Below are 18,376 nucleotides of genomic sequence, written 5' to 3' on the forward strand. Positions count from 1 at the left end.
AATGGCTGACCAAAAAACTTAAATTTTCTGGCCGGCCATTTTTTATGAATTTTACTGTTCTATAACTGACAAATCAGAAACTGAAAGAAGCACTGGAATATTGTTTGAATTTGTAACAACAATTCCTTTTCCTGTAATTGTAATCGGAGTGCTTTCTGAAATGTTTACTGCGCTTTTCTGAATCAAGTTGAGAGATTTGTCATAGCGGCCAAGAACCCAGCCAGATTTGTCCTGAATTACACAGTAAAAATTGCTTCCGTTGTTTACAAGAACTGAATGTTCAGAAACATTTTCTTCAGATTCTTTTTGAATTTCCATTTTGAATGCGTCAATCAGGCAAAGCTTTATAGCGCCTTTTCCTGAATTTTCACCGCAAATAGCCATGTAGAATGTTGAGTCTCCGGAAGTTTTCGGGAATGACGCTCCTGTTGCAACTCCGACAACTGCATCTTGAACTGCGATTATTGTTCTTCCGCGGATAACTTTTACTGGCGATTCTTTTACGACTTTTCCAGTTTTTGAATTTACTTTTACAAGCGTGCTTAAGTAGTCTGCTTCTTTTACAACTTTTAATCCGATTACAGTGCCGTCTTCAAGCTGCTTAAGTTCAGCGTCAAGAATTTCCTGCTGGTCTTTTGCAATTTCCATTCTTTCATTTTGAGCTTCGTCAAGTTTCTTGTCGGCTTTCTGTTGCTGTTCTTCAGCTTTTTTTGCAGACTCATCAGCTTTCTGTTGTTGCTGCTGGGTTTTCTGCTGTTCCTGTTCAGCGTTTGATTTTGCTTGGTCAGCTTCTTTCTGAGCGTTTTCAGCTTTTTGCTCAGCCTGTTTTGCTTCATCTTGCTTTGCTTTGTTCTGCGGATCTGCGGCGGCTTCTTTCTGGGCGTTTTCAGCGTCTTTTTTTGCTTTGTCAGCTTCGTTTTGCTTTGCCTGCGCTGTTTTTTCAGCTTGAGCCTGATTTTTTTTCTGCTCGTCTAAAGCTTGCTTGTCCTGCGCCGCTTCTTTTGCCGCTTCCTGAGCTTTTGTTTCTGCGTTTTCAGCTTCGCGCTCTTTTATGTCAACCATGTTTTTGCGCTCGTCAACGCCTTTGTCATCGTCTTCCTTCATGGATTCAACAACTTTTTTGTCGCTGATAACTGAAGTGTCAACAGAAGAAAGTCCGCCTTCTTCATATTCTCCAAGAGGAATTACAATCTGCGAATTTCCCGGCCATTCGTTCCATTTTATTGAAAGACCGCATTTTTGCTGATTCAGATTGCTGATTACAATGTTTTTGTATTTTGACTTGAACGTGTCAAGCTGGTTTCTGTAAACTGCGTTGTATACAGTAACGAATGTTGCGACCGTTGAAGCGTCCTGCTGTGAATATCCGTAAGCCGCGCTCAAGTAAGATGCGATGATTCTCCGCAAGTTTCTGATGTGGTCAACTGTTGCATTCGGATTTATAAGGATAATATCTGCGTCAAGTTTTCCTTGCTCGGAAGGATCAACTGCATGAATGACTGTATATTTTCCGTTTGCGCCGAATGTTCCGCTTGACTGAGTTCCTGCGTTTTTAAGCTGATTTCCAAGTCCTGCTCCGATTGAATTTATAGCGGCCGCTGTTTCAATTACAGAATGAGGACCTTCGTAGTTTTCAAAGACGATTGTGCTTGCGTCTCCTGCGCTTCTAAGTTCCCTTTCGTTTACATTTTGCGCCGAAACGAAAAAAACTGAGCCTGCCGCAAAAATCAGCGAGGCTAAAAACTTTCTGTTCATATTTCCTCCAGACTGAAATATTTTATCATGGTTTCTTAAAAAATTCTACGAAAATACGTTTAAAGTTAAAGCTGGGCTTCAATAATTTTATCGAGAGTTTTTAGAGCGTAATCTTTTGTTTCCTTGTCGAACTGCGGATAAAGCATGTATTTTAAAATTTCCTGACCTTTTCTGAAAAATGAAGGGCGGCCCATAAAGTGGCAAATTTCGTATGTTGAGTCGGCGATTTCCTGCAAAAGCTTTTTGTCGTTTTTGTTTGTTTTTGTTTTTAAAATGATTTCAATAGAAGAAAGTAGTTCGCCTTGTGGATCGAATGCGCTTTTTCCGGCGGCTCTGACAAGGCAAAGCAATAGTGAAGGGTCGTTTGTTTTCTTTAGAAGTGAAGAAATTTTTCCAAAATAAATTCCGCTTTCGCTTTCCAGTTCTATGAGTTTTTGGCAATAATCGATATTTCGTTTGAAGTAAGGTTTTTCGTTGTAAAAAAGATTTTCAGTTTTTGTCCAGTCGTCGTAAAGAAAATCAAGCTCGCTTTGGATTAAGGAATTCCAGTTTTCTTCTTCCGCCCCGAAATTTCCTTGTGAAAATTTTTCTTTCATTTGAGCTTCAAGATTTTCATCTATTGCGCGCCCTGAAAAATCGTCTGATTTTATTCCTGAATATTTATAGCTGTAAGGCGAAACTTTTTTTTCTATAAATGAATCTTTTGATTTTGAAAAATTCAGTCTGGTTTGAAAAGCTTCCAAAGCCCAGTTGCTCATGCAGAAAACAAGATAGCCGGAATCTGATGCAAAAACGAAATTCCATTTTTTCTGCGGACTGAATTTTGCCTTCCAGGAAATTGTTCCGTCTTCCTTGTAGCAAGCTCCGTTATTCGCGCCGCAAATTACAAGGCCTTGAGACGTGTGCTCGGAATAGAAAAAATTTTGCACGCCGTTTTGAAATTCTGAAATTTTTCCGCCAGTTTTTTCATTTAAATAGTAAACTGAATTTTTATATATTGCCGCTAATTTCCCGGAAAATTCTGAAAGTTTCGCAGCTCCTGAATCTTTTTTTAGAAAAGTCCATTTTGAGTAAGAGACGTTTTCGTTTACAGAGCAAAGTCCGATGCTTCCGTCTGAAAATGCGAGCGCGACTCCTTCTTTGCACGAAACTGCCTGCAAAACTTGTCCTGCAAAAATAATCTCTTCTTTTTCTGTTCCAAATGGAGAAATTCTTTTTGCAATTGATTTTCCGTCGTGAGTTCTTGAAAGAAAAACTAAAATTGTGCCGTCATTTAAAGTTGCAAGCGGAATTGAAATATTTTGCGCTTCGGTTACAATCTGCCACCTTTTTACGCCCTTTAATCCGTAGCAAGAAATTCCGTTTGTTCCGCGGATAAAAATTCTGCCGTCTTTTCCGCACAAAGGAGCTTCTTCTATGTTGAAATCCGATTTCTGAGTCCACAAGACAAGTCCCGAAGAATTCATCATAAAAAGGATGGAATCTGTTGTTGCTCCGTAAATTAAATCCGCAGGGCCTTCCGTAATAAACGGCTTTAGTCTTCCCGGAGCGGCTCTTTGCCACAAAAGTTTGCCCAGTTTTGAAAAGCCCAAAATCTGTTTTCCGTCTCCTGCGGCAATGTAACCGTAGCTTGTTTTTACCGGCTGGCACAAGATGTTTCCACCAAGCACAGATACAAAGGAAGGTTTTTCATTTGTAAAATCAATTTCCTGAGAAGTAAAAGAATTTTGTGCAGACAAAAGCAATATTTTTACTAGAAAAAATATTATGATGTATATTTTTTTAGACAGATTTTTCATTTTTCAAAATATCCAAGGCTTTCAATATGCCCCGTTTGCGGATAAAAATCTAAAAGGAACAGTTCTTCCAATCTGTACCCTGAATTTATAAGAGCTTTTGCATCCCGCGCATGAGTTGAAGGGTCGCATGAAAGGCTTCTTATCTGCGGAATTTGAGAATTTTGAAGCCACTTCTGCACGGATTTTTCCATTCCGCTTCTTGGAGGATCAATCACAACCGCGTCAAAATTTCCGCATTCTTTTATGCAAGTTTCCGCATGATATTTTACCCAGACATCACCGCTTACGCCAAAGCTTTTGTGTTTTTTTCCGGCGAGATTTTGTTCTGCGTAAACAACCGCGCTTTTGTTGTGCTCCACTAAAATTACGTTTTCAAAAGAATCAGCAAGAAAAACAGAAAATGTTCCAGCCCCGGAATACATATCAAGCACGTTTTTTCCAGAAATTCCGCCCGTTATAAGAGGAATTGATTTTTCTAGCACTTCAAGGTTGGACTGAAAAAATCCCAGCGCGTCAAAAGTTATGCTTTTGTCAAGAAGCTTTACAGTGCAGGTGCTTTTTGATTCTGAAAATGTTCCTTCGTAGCGTGCCTTTGCTTTTTTTTGCTTTTTTCCATTTTTGCCTTTTGCGGAAATTTGTTTTTTTTCTGACTGTTCTGCAACCACGATTTTGTCAAATCCGGCGGGAATTGAAGCTATGTTTTTGCTTCCGAAAATATGAATTCTTCCTTTTGGACGCTCGCTGAATGGAATTTCCTTTAAATACTTGTTTACTTCTTCTGTTGCGCAAGGACACTGGTCAATTTGGATAATTTCATTGCTTTTTTTTCCCATGAGTCCGCCGTCGTGCAGCTGGAATCTTGCTCTGTAACCTTTGTCTGCACCCGAAACAATCTGGATTTGCGGAACTTCAATTCCTTCACGTAAAAAAGCGTCTTTTAAAGTCTGAACTCTCAGCTGTCTTTGAAATTCTGGCTCTATGTGCTGAAGGTTGCAGCCTCCGCATTTTCCGTAATAAGGGCAGAAGGGGACAGTTCTGTATCTGGATTTTTCTATTATATTCAGATTTTTTGCAATGTTGTAGTCTTTAAAATCTTTTTCAATTTCAATTTCGACTTTTTCTCCGGGAATTGTATATGGAATAAATATTTTCTTTTCGCTGTTTTCCGCTATGCAGTCTCCGCCAAAGACCATTTTTCCTGCAATTACTTCCATTGACATTCCAAAATTATATCCCAAAAAATTATAGTTTACAATGGTTGCATTTTTTTAATTTTTTAAGCGCAGAACTTTAAAATTTCAGTTTGATTTCACTTAAATTTGAGCAAAGAAAATCAACTTTTTTTAGAAGCTCTTCATCTGGTTCTATTCTGTCTGGAACCATGATTGTAAAAAGTCCTGCTGATTTTGCGCTTTTTATTCCGTTTGGACTGTCTTCTACCGCCGCGCACTTTTCAGGCGGAAGCTTTAAACTTTTGCAGGCGAGTTTGTATATTTCTGGATCTGGCTTTGAATGGGAAACTTGGTCTCCAGTTGACAATGATTCAAAAAATGAAAGCAAACCTGCGTTTTCTAGCTGTCTTTTTACAACTGGACCTCTAGTTGAAGATGCAAGTGCAAGTCTGTAGCCTTTGTCTTTTAAATATTCGAGTGTTTGTTTTGCAAAAGTCATGAGCGCAATTCCTTCAGATTTTTCAATTTCCGAGAAAAAAACTGAAGTTTGCTCCATAAATTTTTGAGCTTCAAAATCAACTCCGAGAGAAGTTTTTAGAATGTTGAATGTGTCGTTTTTATTTGTTCCGATGCATTTTTTGAACAGTTCCATGGCTTTTTCATCTTGAATTCCAAATTCTTTTCCTGCCTTTATCCAAGTTTTTTCACAGATGCTTTCCGTGTCAAGAAGAATTCCGTCCATATCAAATACAAATGCTTCTATTTTTTTCATGTGGAGATTATAGGAAAATTCTAGCGAAATTTCAATTTGAATATTGACCATGAGATGTTGTTTTTATATACTAGATAAACAATAAAATTATCTTGTGGCGTTAATTTGTTGGATAACGGTAAGGGAATGATACAACACTACTTTTTTAAGTGTATGTAGTGCTGACCGGTCTTTCTTTAATGCCGGGCAAGAACAGGAGTTGTTATGAAAAAGGGAATCCACCCAGACTACAAACTTACAAAAATCACTTGTGTATGTGGCAATGTGATTGAAACTCGCTCAACAGTGTCAGATATTCATGTTGAAATTTGCTCTGCCTGCCATCCATTCTATACTGGAAAGCAGAAGCTTGTTGATACAGCTGGACGCATTGACCGCTTTAACAAGCGCTACGGTGTAAAAGCTACAGAGACAAAATAAGTTTGTTCTTTTACATTTTAAAGCAGGCTGCAATAAGCCTGCTTTTTTTGTTTTATCCAAAATGTATGGGAGAATGTTATAATGAAGTTAAAAAAAATAGTTCTAGCATTTTGTTCTTTTGTTTTTGCATTTAATGTTTTTGCGCAGAACGCTGAAAGTTCAGAAAATTCAGATGCTTCCTTGGATTTTTCAAGTGAAACTGTCGAGTTTGATTCAAAAAAGCACTATTTTGTTGCGGCTGGCGGAATGCTGCTTACAAACATTGTGATTGGCTCATGGAATCGTTTTGGTCCCGCAAGAGCTAGCTGGGCTCAAGTTTACTGGGACGACATAAAAGAGCCTTGGAATAGAAAAATAAAGTTTGACCGCGACTGGTACTGGACGAATTTTGTTCTGCATCCTTATCAGGGCGGGCTTTACTATCTTGCCGCGAGAAATTCAAATTTGAACTGGTTTGAGTCTTTGCTTATTTCTGCGGCTGGTTCTTTTATGTGGGAATACTTTTTTGAAACAAATTCTCCTTCAACAAATGACCTTACGTATACTCCAATCGGCGGTTTTGCTACAGGGGAAATGGTTTACAGGCTTGGTCTTGAAGCAAATGCAAAAGGGCACAAAATTCTTGGCTATGTTGCGAATCCGTTGAGGCTTTATACAGATCCGATTTTGAAACGAGCACCGCAAGGACCGAGCGGACTTTTGCAGAGTTTTTCTTTAAAAACAGGATTCGGACTTGCTTTTGCAAATACTTGGTTAAAATCTCCTTATGACAATTGCTCTGAATTTTTCCCGGCTTATGGTTCCGTTGGACTTGATTTCGTGTATGACGATCCTTATGGACACGACTCAAATACTCCGTACAGCCAGTTTGAGCTTTCAATGCAAGGCTCGGCAGGTCTTGGCTCTGGAGAAGGCGCGGATTCTACGGAAGAAAAAATCATGTACAGCATAAATATTTTCAGCAATGGAATGCTTCTTGCTAGAAATCCTGACTTTGGAGAAAACCGCGATACGACTGTCGGCCTTGTCCTTGAATATGATTTTATGTGGCATTCATTCATGGAATTTTCTTCACTTGCGCCTGGATTCGCCATAAAGCAGAGAATCAACACGGAAAACGGAGCTTTTGTCTGGCAGTCTCATTTGGCAGGAATTATAATGGGAACAGCTGATTATTATTATTTGCGCCGTGGAGTTTTTCCTAAGCCTGATTACGTTTCCTGCGATTACGGATATACAACTGGCGCTGAAATCGTTGAAAAGATTGCTTATAATGCGCATTCTGGCTTCGTCTTTGACTGGACTGTTCACGGATACGCAATGTACAAGTATAAAGCCCAAAAACAGGACTGCGATGACACTGGCTGGGAATATTTTGCATTTTCCCAAGCATCGGTTGAGTTTCCTGTTTCTAAAAAAGTTTCGTTGGGACTTTCCGACGATTTCTACATAAAATATGCTGACTACGACAATGTTGAAAATGTATTTTCAGTTTTGAACGCAGTCAACTTTTATGCAAGATTCAAATTGATGTGATTTTCCAAGCCCTGTGGATTTTAGAATTTCTGTAATCCTCGGGGATTGTTGAAGCTGTTATTTCTTCTGCTGACATTTTCGGCGGAAGAAGTTTTTCATCCATTTTTAACTTGCGGCTGTTTGTGCTGAAATAAAGAATTCCTTTTGAGCTTAAAAGCTTTGAGCAGTTTTCTATTAGCTTTGGCCAGTCCCTATTTAAATCAAGCGTGGTGTCTGTATTTTTTGAATTGCTGAAAGTCGGCGGATCAAGAATTATTATATCGAATTTTTCATTTTCTTTTATTTGTTTTGATTTTTCTTCAAGATAATGAATAACGTCCATTCGTGTAGTTTTGTAGCTCGGTGTGTCCAAAAAATCATTCATCTTAAGGTTATTTTTAGTCCATTCAGTGTAAGTGTTGCTCATGTCAACGCTTTCAACAAAAGATGCTCCTCCTTCAGCAGCATAAACTGAAAAACTTCCTGTGTAGCAAAAAAGGTTTAATACACGTTTTCCTTTGCAGTTTTCGCGTACTTTTAGCCTGAGCGGTCTATGATCGAAAAAAATACCTGTATCTATATAGTCTGTCAGATTTACAAAAAAGAGCTGGCCTTGCTCAAAAATAATTCCCTTTATGCTGTTTGATTCTTCTGCCTTTTTGTACTGGCTTCGTTTTCCGCTGTCGTCTTCACGCTGTCTTTTCCTCATTTTTACTATTACATTGGATTCTGGAATTTCCAGCGCCTTTGAAGTTTGAAGGCTCATTTCCTTCAGCCATAGTTCTTCCTCTTCAAAAGGTTTTTCGTAAGGACGTTCATAAAGATAAAGTCTTGCGTAAGTTCTTTGCTTTTCCTGCGCTAAAAGTTTCCTCGCTTTTTGCCCGTTTTCACTTATTGCAGAATTCAGCTCGGAATTATATTTTGCCGCGTCGATTTTGTTTTCAACGAATTCTGGAAGAAATGTGTAAACGTCAAGGCATAGCGGAATTTCTGGAATGTCCTTGTCGTAAATTCTATAGCATGAAATTCTATTTTTTCTTGCCCATTTTTTCAGGTGCTTCTGATTTTTTGAAATTCTGTTGAAAAAAAGTTCGCCTTGGTAACGGTTTTTATTTTCTTCCATAAATAGTAGTTTCTCCAGTTAAATTTTAAATTCTGAAAACGGAATAGGTTCTTTTGGATTTTCAGAGATTTCGCTTAGCTGCATTTGCATCCATGAAATTCCGTACCATTTTCCATTTTTGTTTCCTGCATTTGGAAAGTTTCCGATTTCCTTAAACCCAAGTTTTTTGTGCATTGAAATGCTTATTTTGTTTTCTGAAGTTATTACGCCGTAGACATATTTAAATCCTTGGCGTGAAAGAGTTTCCATAAATTTTTTATAGAGCGCAGTTCCAATTCCGCATCTTTTTGGAGCATCTGGGGAAAGATAAACAGTGGATTCAACATTCCATTTATATGATTCGTGAGGTCTTAACTGATGTCCGTAGATAAATCCACAAATTCTTCCGTTTGAATCTTGCGCGACAAAATACGGATAATTTTTTTTTGTTTCAGCAATTTGCTTTTTGTATTCTTCGATTGACGGATTTTCAGTTGAAAAAGTTACAACTGTATTTTTTACGTAGTAATCATAAATGTCGTGAATTTCTCTTGCGTCTTTTTCTTCCGCGATTCTGATTGAAAAATTTTCCATGCTGATTTAGCTCCATTTGTATTTTATTGTGAAATTATTTTCGTCCGCAAAAACTTCCGCAGGAATTCCCATCGCAACCGGAACAGAAGGATCTACGTGTCCGATGTCAGCATCCATTATTATTGGAAGATTAAATTCTGAAAGCATGTCTGTAACCGCGTTGTATTGATTTATTCCAAAAATTTCTTTTCCAAGAGAGGCGAGCGGGCGTCCGATTATAAAACCTGAAGCTTTTTCAAACCAGCCGGCATTTTTCAAGTGCCAGACTTGCCGCCGGATTTCCGCTGGATTTCCGTCGCAGCTTTCAAGAATCCAGATGATTTTTTCTGCGCCGCGGTTAAATTCCTTTACGCTGTCAAGTTTTGTTCCGCACAAATTTGCAAGAACATCAAGGCAGCCGCCTAAAAGAATTCCTTCCATTTTTACTGAATCGTTTTTTTCTGGGAAAATTTTGAGAACTTTTTTTTCTGTAAGATTGTAAGTTAAATTTTCAAGATTTTCCGTGGAGTCGCTGTCGTTCTGCGGAAGCTGAAATTTTTCAAATCCTGAAACTTCTTTTACATTTCCTTCCAAAAGTCCAAGCGAATAAAGTTCAGGCGTTTGCCATTTTTTTCCAAATCCTGTAATTGTCGGCCCGTAAATTGCCGCGACTTTGCATTTTGTTATCAAAGGAAATATGAAATTTGTGTTGTCGGAATATCCCATGAACCATTTTGGCTTTGCAGCTGCGATTTTTTCAAAGTCAATGAAGCCAGCCGTTTCGCACATCAGTTCGCCGCCGCCCGCAGAAATAACTGCGGAATTTTCATCTGAGCAATAAAATTCTTCGAGTTCTTTTGCCGCCATTTTTGGATCTGTTGAAATTCCTTTTCCGTCGCTTTTGAAAACAGTTTCTCCTGTAAAAATTTTGTAGCCAAGAGATTCAAATTTTTCCTTTGCAAAATTAAAGCGGGAAGTGTAAGGCTCTGTTGTGCATCCGAAAGAAGGAGCGGTTACAGCGATTGTGCAGCCTTTTTTTATTGAAGGCGGAATTCTTATGTTCATTCTGCGATTATATAATTTATGTTGAAAAAAATAAATTCTTTTTTCTTGAAAATTTTCTAGTTTTTTGCGTTGCTTTCAGGCGGAGTTTCTTTTTCCCGTTCACGCTCATTCAGCATTTCAGCATCTTCTCTTCCATGAAAAGAATTCCACTCTGAAAATTTCTGCTTTTTTGACTTATGAAAAACAGGCGAGTATTGTTTTCTCATTGCTGAATAATATTCTTCATCATCCATTGTGGATTTTTCTTCAGCAGGATGCTTTTTAAACCAAAGTTTCGCCTTGAGCTTGTTAGAAGATGTTGAAGCCACAGACTGCAGCACACCGAAATCAGTATAAGCCTTGTTTTCAAATTCGGCATATTCTTCATCAGAAAGATTCAAATTCTTGGAAATTTCATCTGCGAGAATTTTGTTCAGCTTTGATTCTCCAGATGAAGTCGCTTCAATCCACTCGCCTTTTGGATTTCCATTTTTGTCAGAATTGCAAGTGGCAAGCTTTTTTGTTTCAACTGAAAACTGATTTTCATTTACGCTAATGTCAATTTCAGAATCCTGACGCTGAAGAACTCCGAGCGGACCTTTCATAATTATTTTCTGGCAAATCGTGTAAGTTCCCGCATCGAAATCCGCCTTTGAAAGATACATAACGCCATCAGATTTTTCTGAATCAGAATCGTCGGACATAACTGCAAAAATCGCCGGAAGAATTTCCCTTCCCTCTGGAATAGTTCCTTCCGCAGCTTTTGCGTTTCCAGAAAGAGCTGAAAGATTTTTGCCCAAACTTCCAAGACCGCTACTTTTTGCAGAAACAGCCGCCAAGAACAACATCGAAAACACAACCGATGCAACAAATATTTTTTTCATAAAAAACTCCTTGTAAATTTTAAAAGTCATCAATACACTACCCCCCCCCGGCAATTTGTCAAGCACCAAAATAAAAATAATTTTTGGAATTTTTCAATTTTTTCTATTGACATAAATAATAAAAAATAATATAGTCTTATACATCAATTGCCGGTGTAGCTCAGCTGGTAGAGCGGAGGACTGAAAATCCTTATGTCGTCAGTTCGATTCTGACCGCTGGCAATTTCAAGCACTCTTTTACAGGGTGCTTTTTTATTTTTACAAAAATCCGTGGAAACAAAAATTCTTGTCTCTTCTGTTGATGAAAGCAAGGCTGAAAATTATGCTTATAAAGTTTCTTGCTTGTATGTTCCGCTTAAAAAAAACTCGACCCGATTATTGTGAATTATTACAGCAACAACGATGAAGTGATTGACTTCAAGTCTGATTCGCTAGTTGAAATCAAGGGAAAAATTTCTAAAATAAATTTTGATGAAAACTCGATGACTTATAAAATTTCAAGCATTGATATAGAAGAATAAAATTTTTTCTTTTCTGAAAAATCTGGTTGCCTGAAACTTTTCTAAAACATGAAAAATTTCAGGCAGTTTTTTTATTTAAAAAATTCAGTTTAAAATAAAAAAAGACTTGCCAAAATCAGACAAGCCTTTTAGGTCGGGATGACAGGATTTGAACCTGCGACCCTCTGGTCCCAAACCAGATGCGCTACCAGCTGCGCTACGTCCCGAAACGAAGTGGGCTCTGAGGGGATCGAACCCCCGACATTCTGGGTGTAAACCAGACGCTCGTACCAGCTGAGCTAAGAGCCCGTTTCAAGTGTCGCTATATTAGCAATTCAGCATTTTTTTGTCAATAGAAAAATATGAAAAAACTCAAAAATTAATGTTTTAGCTTGAAATTTTTTCTGTTTCTTTTGGAAGTGTTTTTCTGCTCGGAAAAAGTTTTGTCAACTAGCTCGGATATTGTTTCTGTTACGATGTTTTTGTATTTTATAAAATCTTCTTTTGTTTCCGTGAATAACTGAAACGGCTTTACTTCTAAAATTTCCAAGAATTTTTCTATGGTTTCTTTTTTAGGCCAAGTTTTTCCCGTTTCAATTTTTGAAATTCCCACTGATGTTATTCCTGCTTTTTCAGCCAGCTCCTCCTGCGTCATTTTTGATTTTATTCTGTAACAGCGGATGTTTGCGCCCAAAATTTTGCATAAATCCCTAGGTTTGTCCATGAGGCAATTTTATACTTGCAGTTTAAGTGAGAAGAAGAAATCCGCAGTTGCAAAATCGAACGCTAGTTAAATTGCCAGTTTAAGTAATCTGTTTCTTTTGATTGTTCTTAATTGAAAGGAAAGGGCGTTTTTGCAAGACATTGAAAATTTTTCCATGAATTGCAAAAACTTTTGAAATTGATTTTTTATTTTTTGTTCAGGCGGTCTTTGAGAGCTTTTCCTGGCTTGAATTTTGGTGTTTTTGAAGCCGCGATTTTAATTGTTTCTCCAGTTGCAGGATTGCGTCCTTCTCTTGCGGCTCTTTTTCCAACTGTAAATGTTCCGAATCCGATGAGCTGCACGTCGTGTCCTTTTTCAAGTTCCTTTGAGACAATCTCAAGAAATGATTTGAGCGCGCTTTCTGTGTCTTTTTTTGGCAATCCTGTTGATTTTGCCATTTTTTCAATAAGTTCAGCTTTGTTCATTTTTTTCTCCTAATGTAAAAACTTTTGAAAATCGCCCCAAAACTTAAAAAATAAAAGCCTTGGTGTTTTTCAAAATGCAATGGGCAAAAGTATACTTGAATATTTATAAAAACTCTAGTGCAAAATTAAATTTTTCTAAAAAATACTGAACTTTTTTGAAGTTTCGTTGACTATCCATGCGAAAACTGCTAATATCAATTACCCCTTGGAGTTGCGTACGCGGCTCCCATTCTGACCATAAGGAGAAACATACGATGAGAAAGTATGAACTTATGACAATCTTTCCTTTAGAGGAAGAAAAATCTAAGGCCGGCCTTGAAACTCTTAGAGCTGACCTTGCAAGTTTCGGCGCAGAAATCGAAAAAGAGGAAGTTTTCGGCGACCGTGATCTTACATACGAAGTAAAAAAGCAGAAACGCGGACACTTTGTTCTTTTTACACTGAAATTGAATCCTGCTAAAATCATTGAGCTTGACGGTAAATTCAAATTCAACACAAATCTTTTGAAATATCTTTTTGTTTTAATCGAATCAAAGAACGTATAAGACAAAAAAATTCCGGAGTAGATTATGGCGAATTCTGATATAAACAGCGTTGTTATTGTAGGAAGACTTACAAGAGACGCAGAATTAAGGTATCTTAACAGCGGAACTGCTGTCGCTTCAATTTCTATTGCTGTAAACCGCAGCAAGAAAGATGGAGACCAGTGGATCAGCGAGGCTAACTTTTTCGACGTTTCATATTTCGGAAAGGGCGCGGAAGGTATCAAGCCTTATCTTACAAAAGGAACACAAATTGCGGTTCAAGGTTCTTTGCGCCAGGACAGATGGGAAAAAGACGGACAGAAATTCAGCAGGGTAAATATTCTTGCTGACTCAGTTGAGCTTTTGGGCTCAAGGTCTTCTGGAAGTCAGAATAACGGCGGCTCTGATTCATTCGGGGGTTATCAGCAGCGCGCTTCTTATTCTCAAAATCAGTCTTCCGGCGGCGGATATGAGCCTTCTTCAGAAGCTTTTGGCGGAGACAACGCAGGCTTCCCTGAAGATATTCCGTTTTAATTCGGTTTCCGCAGTTTAAAAACTCTTAAAAACAGGAGCTATATTATGGCAGACGAAAAAGAAGTAAACGAAAATACAAATGTAACACAGGAGCAGCTTCAGGATTCAGGACGTGAAGACGAAGTTCGCGGAGCTCGTGGAAAAGGAAAATTTTTCTCACACAAGAAAGTATGCCGCTTTTGCGCAAACAAGGGAAAAATTGATTACAAGGATGCAGACGGACTTCGCCGCTTTACAACAGAACGTGGCAAGATTCTTCCACGCCGCATAACTGGAACTTGCGCAAGACATCAGAAAGAAGTTGCAGCCGCAATTAAACGTGCGCGCGCAATTTGTCTTCTTCCTTTTGTTGCAGACTAATTTTTTCAGCAGAGAAGCCAACTCCTGGTGGATCTGCGTAAAACTAAAATTTTATAGGAGCTTGAAAAATGAAAGTAATTCTTAATGAAGATGTAAAACACCTCGGAGAAATGGGTGATGTAAAGAATGTTGCAAACGGATATTTCCGCAACTATCTTTTCCCTCGTATGCTTGCAGTTCCATGCACACCGGAAACAGAAGCTTATTTTGCTACAAAAAAGGCTGAAATTGAAGCCCGCAAGGAACAGAAGCGCAAGGACAGCAAGAGCTTGAAGGAAAAACTTGAGGCTCTTGAAGTTGTTATTTCTATGCCTGCTGGAAACAACGGCAAATTGTACGGAGCCGTTACAAACCAGACAGTTTCTGACTTCTACAAGAAGAGCGGATTCGAGATTGAGCGCAAGAAAGTTGAAATTCCTGGACACACAATCAAAAATACAGGCTCTTATTCTGTAAAAGTTCATCTTTATGAAACTACAGTAGCTGAAGTAAAAGTTACAGTAAAATCACAGGATGATGCAACTGCTAAGAAAGAAGAAGTTCCTGCAAAAAAAGATGAAGCACCAGCTGAAGAGGCAAAATCTGAGTAATAGTTAAAATTGCTTGGGAAAAATAAAACCGTGAGATTTTTCTTGCGGTTTTTTTTATTTATGGTTTGTTAAAAACGTAAAAGAGGAAAAATGGATCTGAAAGATAAGATACCGCCGCATAATATTGAGGCAGAGCAGGCTGTTCTTGGAGCTCTTTTGCTGGACTGGAGCTCTGTAAGCGATGTTGTAACATATTTGCGAAGTGAAAATTTTTACAGCCAGCAGAATCAGCTTATTTATGAATCCTTGATGCATCTTTTTTCAGCTGGAATAAAAGGCGACTTGCTTACTCTTGTTGACGACCTCACAAAAAACGGAAAACTTGAGGCTGCAGGCGGAGTCGCTTACATTTCTTCTCTGACGGATATTGTTCCCACAAGCGCGAATGTTGACTATTACGCAAAAATTGTTCTTGATCAGTCAACCCGGCGGAATCTTATAAAAATTTCCTCGGAAATAAAAGCGTCCAGTTTTGATGAGACAAAGGAAAGCCGTTCTATTCTTGAAGACGCTGAGCAGAAAATTTTCAAGCTCACGGATATAAATCAGTCTGCGCAAGTTCTTGCAATGAAAGATGTTGTGCCGAAGGTTATTCAGATAATCGATACAAGGTACAAAAATAAAAACGCGTTTTCCGGCATTCCGTCTGGACTTAACGACCTTGACAGCATGACAAGCGGTTTTCAGAACAGCGAAATGATTATAATCGGCGCGCGTCCTTCAATGGGAAAAACTGCCCTTGCGTTGAGCATGATGCAAAACATTGCGATTGACCGCGGAATTCCGTGCGGATTTTTCAGCTTGGAAATGTCTGCGGATCAGATTGCGCAGCGTCTTCTTTCTCAGATTGCGAGAATTCCTGGAACAAAGCTTAGAAACGGAATGCTTAAAATAGAAGATTTTAAAAAGCTTCAGGATGCGGCAGGAGAATGTTTCAATGCGCCTCTTTATATTGTTGACACTCCGAACATGAAGCTCCTTGATTTGCGGGCAATGGCAAGACGCATGAAAGTCAACCAAAAAGTCCAGATTATTTTTATTGACTATATCGGACTTATTACAAGCGAAAATCCTGACGCCCAGCTTTTTGAGCAGCAGTCAGCAATTTCAAAGTCCCTGAAAAGCCTTGCGCGTGAGCTTGAGATTCCGATTGTCGTTTTGTGCCAGGTTGCAAGAGCCGCGGAAGGTGAAGAGCCGAATCTTGCTCAGCTTAGAGGCTCAGGTTCGATTGAGCAGGACGCTGACATGGTTATGTTTATCCACGGAAAACGAAGCGACAACAAGGAAACAAACGAAGGCTACAATCCGGTTCAGGAACGAAAAATTATTGTGGCAAAACAGCGCAATGGTCCGATTGGCGATGTTGACGTTATATTTCTTTCAAGCTACACAAAATTTGAAAACAAAAGCAAGGAATAATCTGTTTACAGTTTGTTTCAATTCCTGTATACTATAATCTCAAAAATTCTGCGGAATTTTTATGGAGGTAAGATAAAAACTGCCAAAAATAGTGTCAGTTTTTATCTTTTCAAGTTTGTGCTACAAACTTGTTATCAACTGCAATTTCTCACTTCGTTGCGAAATTGCGTAAAAAATCAAATCGAAAGTTGAAACTTTCTCATTGACTTTTTATGGAGGATGAAAGTGCTGATTCATTTCTGGGGAGTTCGGGGGTCTTTGCCTACGCCGCTGAAAAGTGCTCAGGTACAGGCAAAAATTGCGGCCGTTGTTTCCCGTGTTTCTCCAAAGGATTTGGAAAGCGCCGAGTCAAAAATGAAATTCCTTTCATCTCTGCCTGAATGGATTTATGGAACTATAGGCGGAAACACTCCTTGCATAGAACTTAGGTCAAAGTCCGATGAGCTTTTTTTGCTTGACTGCGGAACTGGCTTAAGGGAATTTTCTGTTGCTGGCCGTCAGCCGGAAAACGGACATTATAATATTTTTCTTTCGCATTTTCACTGGGATCATATTCAGGGATTTCCGTTTTTCGGTCAGTCTTTTTCGCCTAATTCAAAAATCGACATTTATACGCCTTTTGCAGATGCCGAGGAATATCTTGAGCGTCAGAGCAGCCTTCCGTATTTTCCAATAAACGCCTGCTTTGAATCCGTAAAAAATCAGCTTTCATTTCATCTTATGCAAGAAGGAACTCCAATAGAAATCGGCGGTCTTAAAATAGAATGCCACAGAATGTTTCATCCGGGAGATTCTTATTCTTATTCGTTTGAAGAGGACGGAAAGCGTTTTATTTACAGCACGGATGTGGAGCTTCAGACTTCGGATTTTGACAAAGAGCGCGCGAGAAATAAATTTTTTGAAAATGCTGATGTTTTGGTTTTTGACAGCCAGTACACAAATCCAGAGGCCGCAAAAAAAGTGAACTGGGGGCACAATTCTTTCAGTTCCGCGATTGATTTTGCTTCTAACTGGAATATCAAGAACCTTTACTTTTTTCACCACGAACCGAACTACGATGACAAAAAGCTTGATTCAATTCTTGACGCTGGAAACAACTACAAAAAATATAAGTCGAACGGAAATTTGAATCTTTATATTTCAAAAGAAGGTCAGGAAATTCAGCTTTGAAACGGATTTTATACAAGATTGTTGTTTTTTTTACCTGGATTTTGGCGGCGCTTTCAATTCTTTTTGTGGCGGCTTTTGGAATGTGGGCTTACGTTGTAAAGCCTGTTGATTCCGCGGAAAATGGCCGTGTCGAAAAAATCAGCGTGCCTTCAGGAGCTTCGGTAAGGAAAATTTCGCTTCTATTAAAGGAAAAAGGACTTATAAAATCAGCCGATGCTTTTTATTATGCCGCAAGATTCAGTGTTTTTGACAGAACAAAGCCGTTCAATTTGAAAAGCGGCTCGTATACTTTAAGCACTTCAATGGGACTGAAAGAAATTTACCAAATTTTGCAGTCCGGCGCGAGCGAATATATTTCTGTTGTCGTTCCAGAAGGTCTTACAATGTCAAAAATTGCAAGAATTCTTGAAGATAAAAATATTTGTTCCGCTGAAGATTTTTTGTTTTACTGCAAAAATTCAGAACTTTTGGAAAAATATAAAATTCCAGCCGAGAATTTTGAAGGCTACCTTTTTCCCGACACTTATTTTTTTATAGCCCAAATGGAAGCGAAAGATGTTGTTGAAATTATGGCTGACAACTTTTTTGCTAAAACCGCTGAAATTTCAGGAGTGAAAGATTTGTCTCCTTCGAAACTGCATGAGCTTGTTACTTTGGCTTCTGTTGTTGAGCGCGAGTACCGGCTTGAGTCTGAAGCTCCGCTGATTTCCAGTGTTTTTACAAACAGGCTTAAACATGGAATCGGACTTTATTCCTGCGCCACAATTGAATATATTTTGACTGAAATTCAAGGAAAACCGCATCCTGAGCGCATAACTTACAACGATTTAAAAATTGACAGTCCTTACAATACTTACAAGTGGGCTGGACTTCCTGCAGGACCTATTTCAAATCCGGGGCTTGTCGCTTTGTCCGCCGCATTGAATCCTGCAAAAACTGACTATTATTTTTTTGTTCTCACAGACCCTGCGACTGGGCGCCATACATTTTCAAAGAATTTTGACCAGCACAAGGCTGCGGAAAATACAAACTACTATTCAAAAGGTTTTTAAAAT

Annotated in this window: 20 protein-coding genes and 3 tRNA genes; 11 read left to right on the forward strand and 12 right to left on the reverse strand. The window is 38.7% G+C overall.

Translation table 11 applies throughout. The annotated features are described in order from the left end of the window. Window positions 1-51 precede the first annotated feature (51 nt). The 4 genes from Q0H92_RS08975 to Q0H92_RS08990 form a co-directional block, all read right to left on the reverse strand. Window positions 52-1,755 carry a P83/100 family protein gene (locus tag Q0H92_RS08975; protein WP_296013983.1) on the reverse strand — a complete coding sequence of 568 codons (1,704 nt, stop codon included), beginning with the start codon at window positions 1,753-1,755 and terminating at the stop codon, window positions 52-54. 65 nt (window positions 1,756-1,820) lie between these two features. After that, a complete protein-coding gene (locus tag Q0H92_RS08980; protein WP_296013986.1) occupies window positions 1,821-3,494 on the reverse strand; it encodes a hypothetical protein in 1,674 nt (557 codons plus the stop codon). 56 nt (window positions 3,495-3,550) lie between these two features. Continuing rightward, window positions 3,551-4,774: an RsmD family RNA methyltransferase gene (locus Q0H92_RS08985; protein ID WP_296013988.1), complete on the reverse strand. Its 1,224-nt coding sequence runs from the start codon at window positions 4,772-4,774 to the stop codon at window positions 3,551-3,553. Window positions 4,775-4,844: 70 nt separating this feature from the next. Further along, window positions 4,845-5,498: an HAD family phosphatase gene (locus tag Q0H92_RS08990; protein WP_296013990.1), complete on the reverse strand. Its 654-nt coding sequence runs from the start codon at window positions 5,496-5,498 to the stop codon at window positions 4,845-4,847. 204 nt (window positions 5,499-5,702) lie between these two features. Here Q0H92_RS08990 and rpmE point away from each other — a divergent pair, with 204 nt between their 5' ends. Both rpmE and Q0H92_RS09000 read left to right on the forward strand, forming a co-directional pair. Beyond that, window positions 5,703-5,918 (forward strand): 50S ribosomal protein L31, encoded by a 216-nt coding sequence (gene rpmE / locus Q0H92_RS08995; protein WP_013701421.1) that lies wholly within the window; start codon window positions 5,703-5,705, stop codon window positions 5,916-5,918. Window positions 5,919-5,999: 81 nt separating this feature from the next. Then, a complete protein-coding gene (locus Q0H92_RS09000) occupies window positions 6,000-7,454 on the forward strand; it encodes a DUF3943 domain-containing protein (protein WP_296013994.1) in 1,455 nt (484 codons plus the stop codon). Here the strand turns inward: Q0H92_RS09000 and Q0H92_RS09005 are convergent. Genes Q0H92_RS09005 through Q0H92_RS09020 form a run of 4 tightly spaced genes read right to left on the reverse strand, consistent with a single transcriptional unit; the run spans window position 7,441 to window position 11,036 of the window. After that, window positions 7,441-8,556: a class I SAM-dependent methyltransferase gene (locus Q0H92_RS09005; RefSeq protein WP_296013997.1), complete on the reverse strand. Its 1,116-nt coding sequence runs from the start codon at window positions 8,554-8,556 to the stop codon at window positions 7,441-7,443. The two genes, Q0H92_RS09000 and Q0H92_RS09005, sit on opposite strands and share 14 nt — an antisense overlap. A gap of 18 nt (window positions 8,557-8,574) precedes the next feature. After that, the gene (locus Q0H92_RS09010; RefSeq protein WP_296014002.1) at window positions 8,575-9,129 is read right to left on the reverse strand and encodes a GNAT family N-acetyltransferase; all 555 of its coding nucleotides are present in this window, start codon (window positions 9,127-9,129) and stop codon (window positions 8,575-8,577) included. A gap of 6 nt (window positions 9,130-9,135) precedes the next feature. Continuing rightward, window positions 9,136-10,173, reverse strand: a complete 1,038-nt coding sequence (locus Q0H92_RS09015; protein WP_296014008.1) for a S66 peptidase family protein — start codon at window positions 10,171-10,173, stop codon at window positions 9,136-9,138. A gap of 56 nt (window positions 10,174-10,229) precedes the next feature. After that, complete coding sequence (locus Q0H92_RS09020; RefSeq protein ID WP_296014011.1) at window positions 10,230-11,036, reverse strand: hypothetical protein; 807 nt, start codon at window positions 11,034-11,036, stop codon at window positions 10,230-10,232. A 149-nt stretch (window positions 11,037-11,185) separates the two neighbouring features. Between Q0H92_RS09020 and Q0H92_RS09025 the strand changes: the two genes are divergently transcribed. Both Q0H92_RS09025 and Q0H92_RS09030 read left to right on the forward strand, forming a co-directional pair. Next, a tRNA-Phe gene (locus tag Q0H92_RS09025) sits at window positions 11,186-11,258 on the forward strand. Between the two features lie 158 nt (window positions 11,259-11,416). Continuing rightward, on the forward strand, window positions 11,417-11,557 hold the full coding sequence (locus Q0H92_RS09030) for a hypothetical protein (protein WP_296014015.1): 141 nt from the start codon (window positions 11,417-11,419) through the stop codon (window positions 11,555-11,557). A gap of 133 nt (window positions 11,558-11,690) precedes the next feature. Here the strand turns inward: Q0H92_RS09030 and Q0H92_RS09035 are convergent. The 4 genes from Q0H92_RS09035 to Q0H92_RS09050 form a co-directional block, all read right to left on the reverse strand. Further along, window positions 11,691-11,763, reverse strand: a tRNA-Pro gene (locus tag Q0H92_RS09035). 8 nt (window positions 11,764-11,771) lie between these two features. Next, window positions 11,772-11,845: transfer RNA gene (locus Q0H92_RS09040), tRNA-Val, on the reverse strand. Between the two features lie 70 nt (window positions 11,846-11,915). Next, window positions 11,916-12,260, reverse strand: coding sequence for a helix-turn-helix transcriptional regulator (locus tag Q0H92_RS09045; protein WP_296014020.1), 345 nt, complete (start codon window positions 12,258-12,260; stop codon window positions 11,916-11,918). A gap of 185 nt (window positions 12,261-12,445) precedes the next feature. Next, window positions 12,446-12,724, reverse strand: a complete 279-nt coding sequence (locus tag Q0H92_RS09050; protein ID WP_294016062.1) for an HU family DNA-binding protein — start codon at window positions 12,722-12,724, stop codon at window positions 12,446-12,448. A 254-nt stretch (window positions 12,725-12,978) separates the two neighbouring features. On the opposite strand from Q0H92_RS09050, the gene rpsF reads away from it, so the two are divergent. The 7 genes from rpsF (at window position 12,979) to mltG (ending at window position 18,373) form a co-directional block, all read left to right on the forward strand. Beyond that, window positions 12,979-13,269: a 30S ribosomal protein S6 gene (rpsF, locus tag Q0H92_RS09055; protein WP_296014026.1), complete on the forward strand. Its 291-nt coding sequence runs from the start codon at window positions 12,979-12,981 to the stop codon at window positions 13,267-13,269. Between the two features lie 24 nt (window positions 13,270-13,293). Next, complete coding sequence (ssb, locus tag Q0H92_RS09060; protein WP_296014030.1) at window positions 13,294-13,782, forward strand: single-stranded DNA-binding protein; 489 nt, start codon at window positions 13,294-13,296, stop codon at window positions 13,780-13,782. A gap of 45 nt (window positions 13,783-13,827) precedes the next feature. Then, window positions 13,828-14,142, forward strand: a complete 315-nt coding sequence (rpsR, locus tag Q0H92_RS09065) for a 30S ribosomal protein S18 (RefSeq protein WP_295800339.1) — start codon at window positions 13,828-13,830, stop codon at window positions 14,140-14,142. Between the two features lie 68 nt (window positions 14,143-14,210). Continuing rightward, window positions 14,211-14,732 (forward strand): 50S ribosomal protein L9, encoded by a 522-nt coding sequence (rplI, locus tag Q0H92_RS09070; RefSeq protein WP_296014035.1) that lies wholly within the window; start codon window positions 14,211-14,213, stop codon window positions 14,730-14,732. 90 nt (window positions 14,733-14,822) lie between these two features. Further along, window positions 14,823-16,151, forward strand: a complete 1,329-nt coding sequence (gene dnaB / locus Q0H92_RS09075) for a replicative DNA helicase (RefSeq protein ID WP_296014041.1) — start codon at window positions 14,823-14,825, stop codon at window positions 16,149-16,151. 219 nt (window positions 16,152-16,370) lie between these two features. Beyond that, window positions 16,371-17,321 carry an MBL fold metallo-hydrolase gene (locus tag Q0H92_RS09080; RefSeq protein ID WP_296014046.1) on the forward strand — a complete coding sequence of 317 codons (951 nt, stop codon included), beginning with the start codon at window positions 16,371-16,373 and terminating at the stop codon, window positions 17,319-17,321. Next, the gene (mltG, locus tag Q0H92_RS09085; RefSeq protein WP_296014049.1) at window positions 17,318-18,373 is read left to right on the forward strand and encodes an endolytic transglycosylase MltG; all 1,056 of its coding nucleotides are present in this window, start codon (window positions 17,318-17,320) and stop codon (window positions 18,371-18,373) included. Before Q0H92_RS09080 ends, mltG begins: the two co-directional genes overlap by 4 nt. Window positions 18,374-18,376 lie beyond the last annotated feature (3 nt).

Origin of the sequence: uncultured Treponema sp., from assembly GCF_934725225.1 — a bacterium.
Taxonomy (GTDB): domain Bacteria; phylum Spirochaetota; class Spirochaetia; order Treponematales; family Treponemataceae; genus Treponema_D.

Excerpts from the sequence above, each read along its gene's own strand:
- Q0H92_RS09050 (WP_294016062.1), bottom strand. The coding sequence starts at position 12,724 with ATGAACAAAGCTGAACTTATTGAAAAAATGGCAAAATCAACAGGATTG.
- rpsR (WP_295800339.1), top strand. The coding sequence starts at position 13,828 with ATGGCAGACGAAAAAGAAGTAAACGAAAATACAAATGTAACACAGGAG.
- dnaB (WP_296014041.1), top strand. The coding sequence starts at position 14,823 with ATGGATCTGAAAGATAAGATACCGCCGCATAATATTGAGGCAGAGCAG.
- Q0H92_RS09015 (WP_296014008.1), bottom strand. The coding sequence starts at position 10,173 with ATGAACATAAGAATTCCGCCTTCAATAAAAAAAGGCTGCACAATCGCT.
- Q0H92_RS08985 (WP_296013988.1), bottom strand. The coding sequence starts at position 4,774 with ATGTCAATGGAAGTAATTGCAGGAAAAATGGTCTTTGGCGGAGACTGC.
- Q0H92_RS09080 (WP_296014046.1), top strand. The coding sequence starts at position 16,371 with ATGAAAGTGCTGATTCATTTCTGGGGAGTTCGGGGGTCTTTGCCTACG.
- Q0H92_RS08990 (WP_296013990.1), bottom strand. The coding sequence starts at position 5,498 with ATGAAAAAAATAGAAGCATTTGTATTTGATATGGACGGAATTCTTCTT.
- rpsF (WP_296014026.1), top strand. The coding sequence starts at position 12,979 with ATGAGAAAGTATGAACTTATGACAATCTTTCCTTTAGAGGAAGAAAAA.
- Q0H92_RS08975 (WP_296013983.1), bottom strand. The coding sequence starts at position 1,755 with ATGAACAGAAAGTTTTTAGCCTCGCTGATTTTTGCGGCAGGCTCAGTT.
- Q0H92_RS09005 (WP_296013997.1), bottom strand. The coding sequence starts at position 8,556 with ATGGAAGAAAATAAAAACCGTTACCAAGGCGAACTTTTTTTCAACAGA.
- rpmE (WP_013701421.1), top strand. The coding sequence starts at position 5,703 with ATGAAAAAGGGAATCCACCCAGACTACAAACTTACAAAAATCACTTGT.
- Q0H92_RS09010 (WP_296014002.1), bottom strand. The coding sequence starts at position 9,129 with ATGGAAAATTTTTCAATCAGAATCGCGGAAGAAAAAGACGCAAGAGAA.
- ssb (WP_296014030.1), top strand. The coding sequence starts at position 13,294 with ATGGCGAATTCTGATATAAACAGCGTTGTTATTGTAGGAAGACTTACA.
- Q0H92_RS09000 (WP_296013994.1), top strand. The coding sequence starts at position 6,000 with ATGAAGTTAAAAAAAATAGTTCTAGCATTTTGTTCTTTTGTTTTTGCA.
- Q0H92_RS09020 (WP_296014011.1), bottom strand. The coding sequence starts at position 11,036 with ATGAAAAAAATATTTGTTGCATCGGTTGTGTTTTCGATGTTGTTCTTG.
- Q0H92_RS09045 (WP_296014020.1), bottom strand. The coding sequence starts at position 12,260 with ATGGACAAACCTAGGGATTTATGCAAAATTTTGGGCGCAAACATCCGC.
- rplI (WP_296014035.1), top strand. The coding sequence starts at position 14,211 with ATGAAAGTAATTCTTAATGAAGATGTAAAACACCTCGGAGAAATGGGT.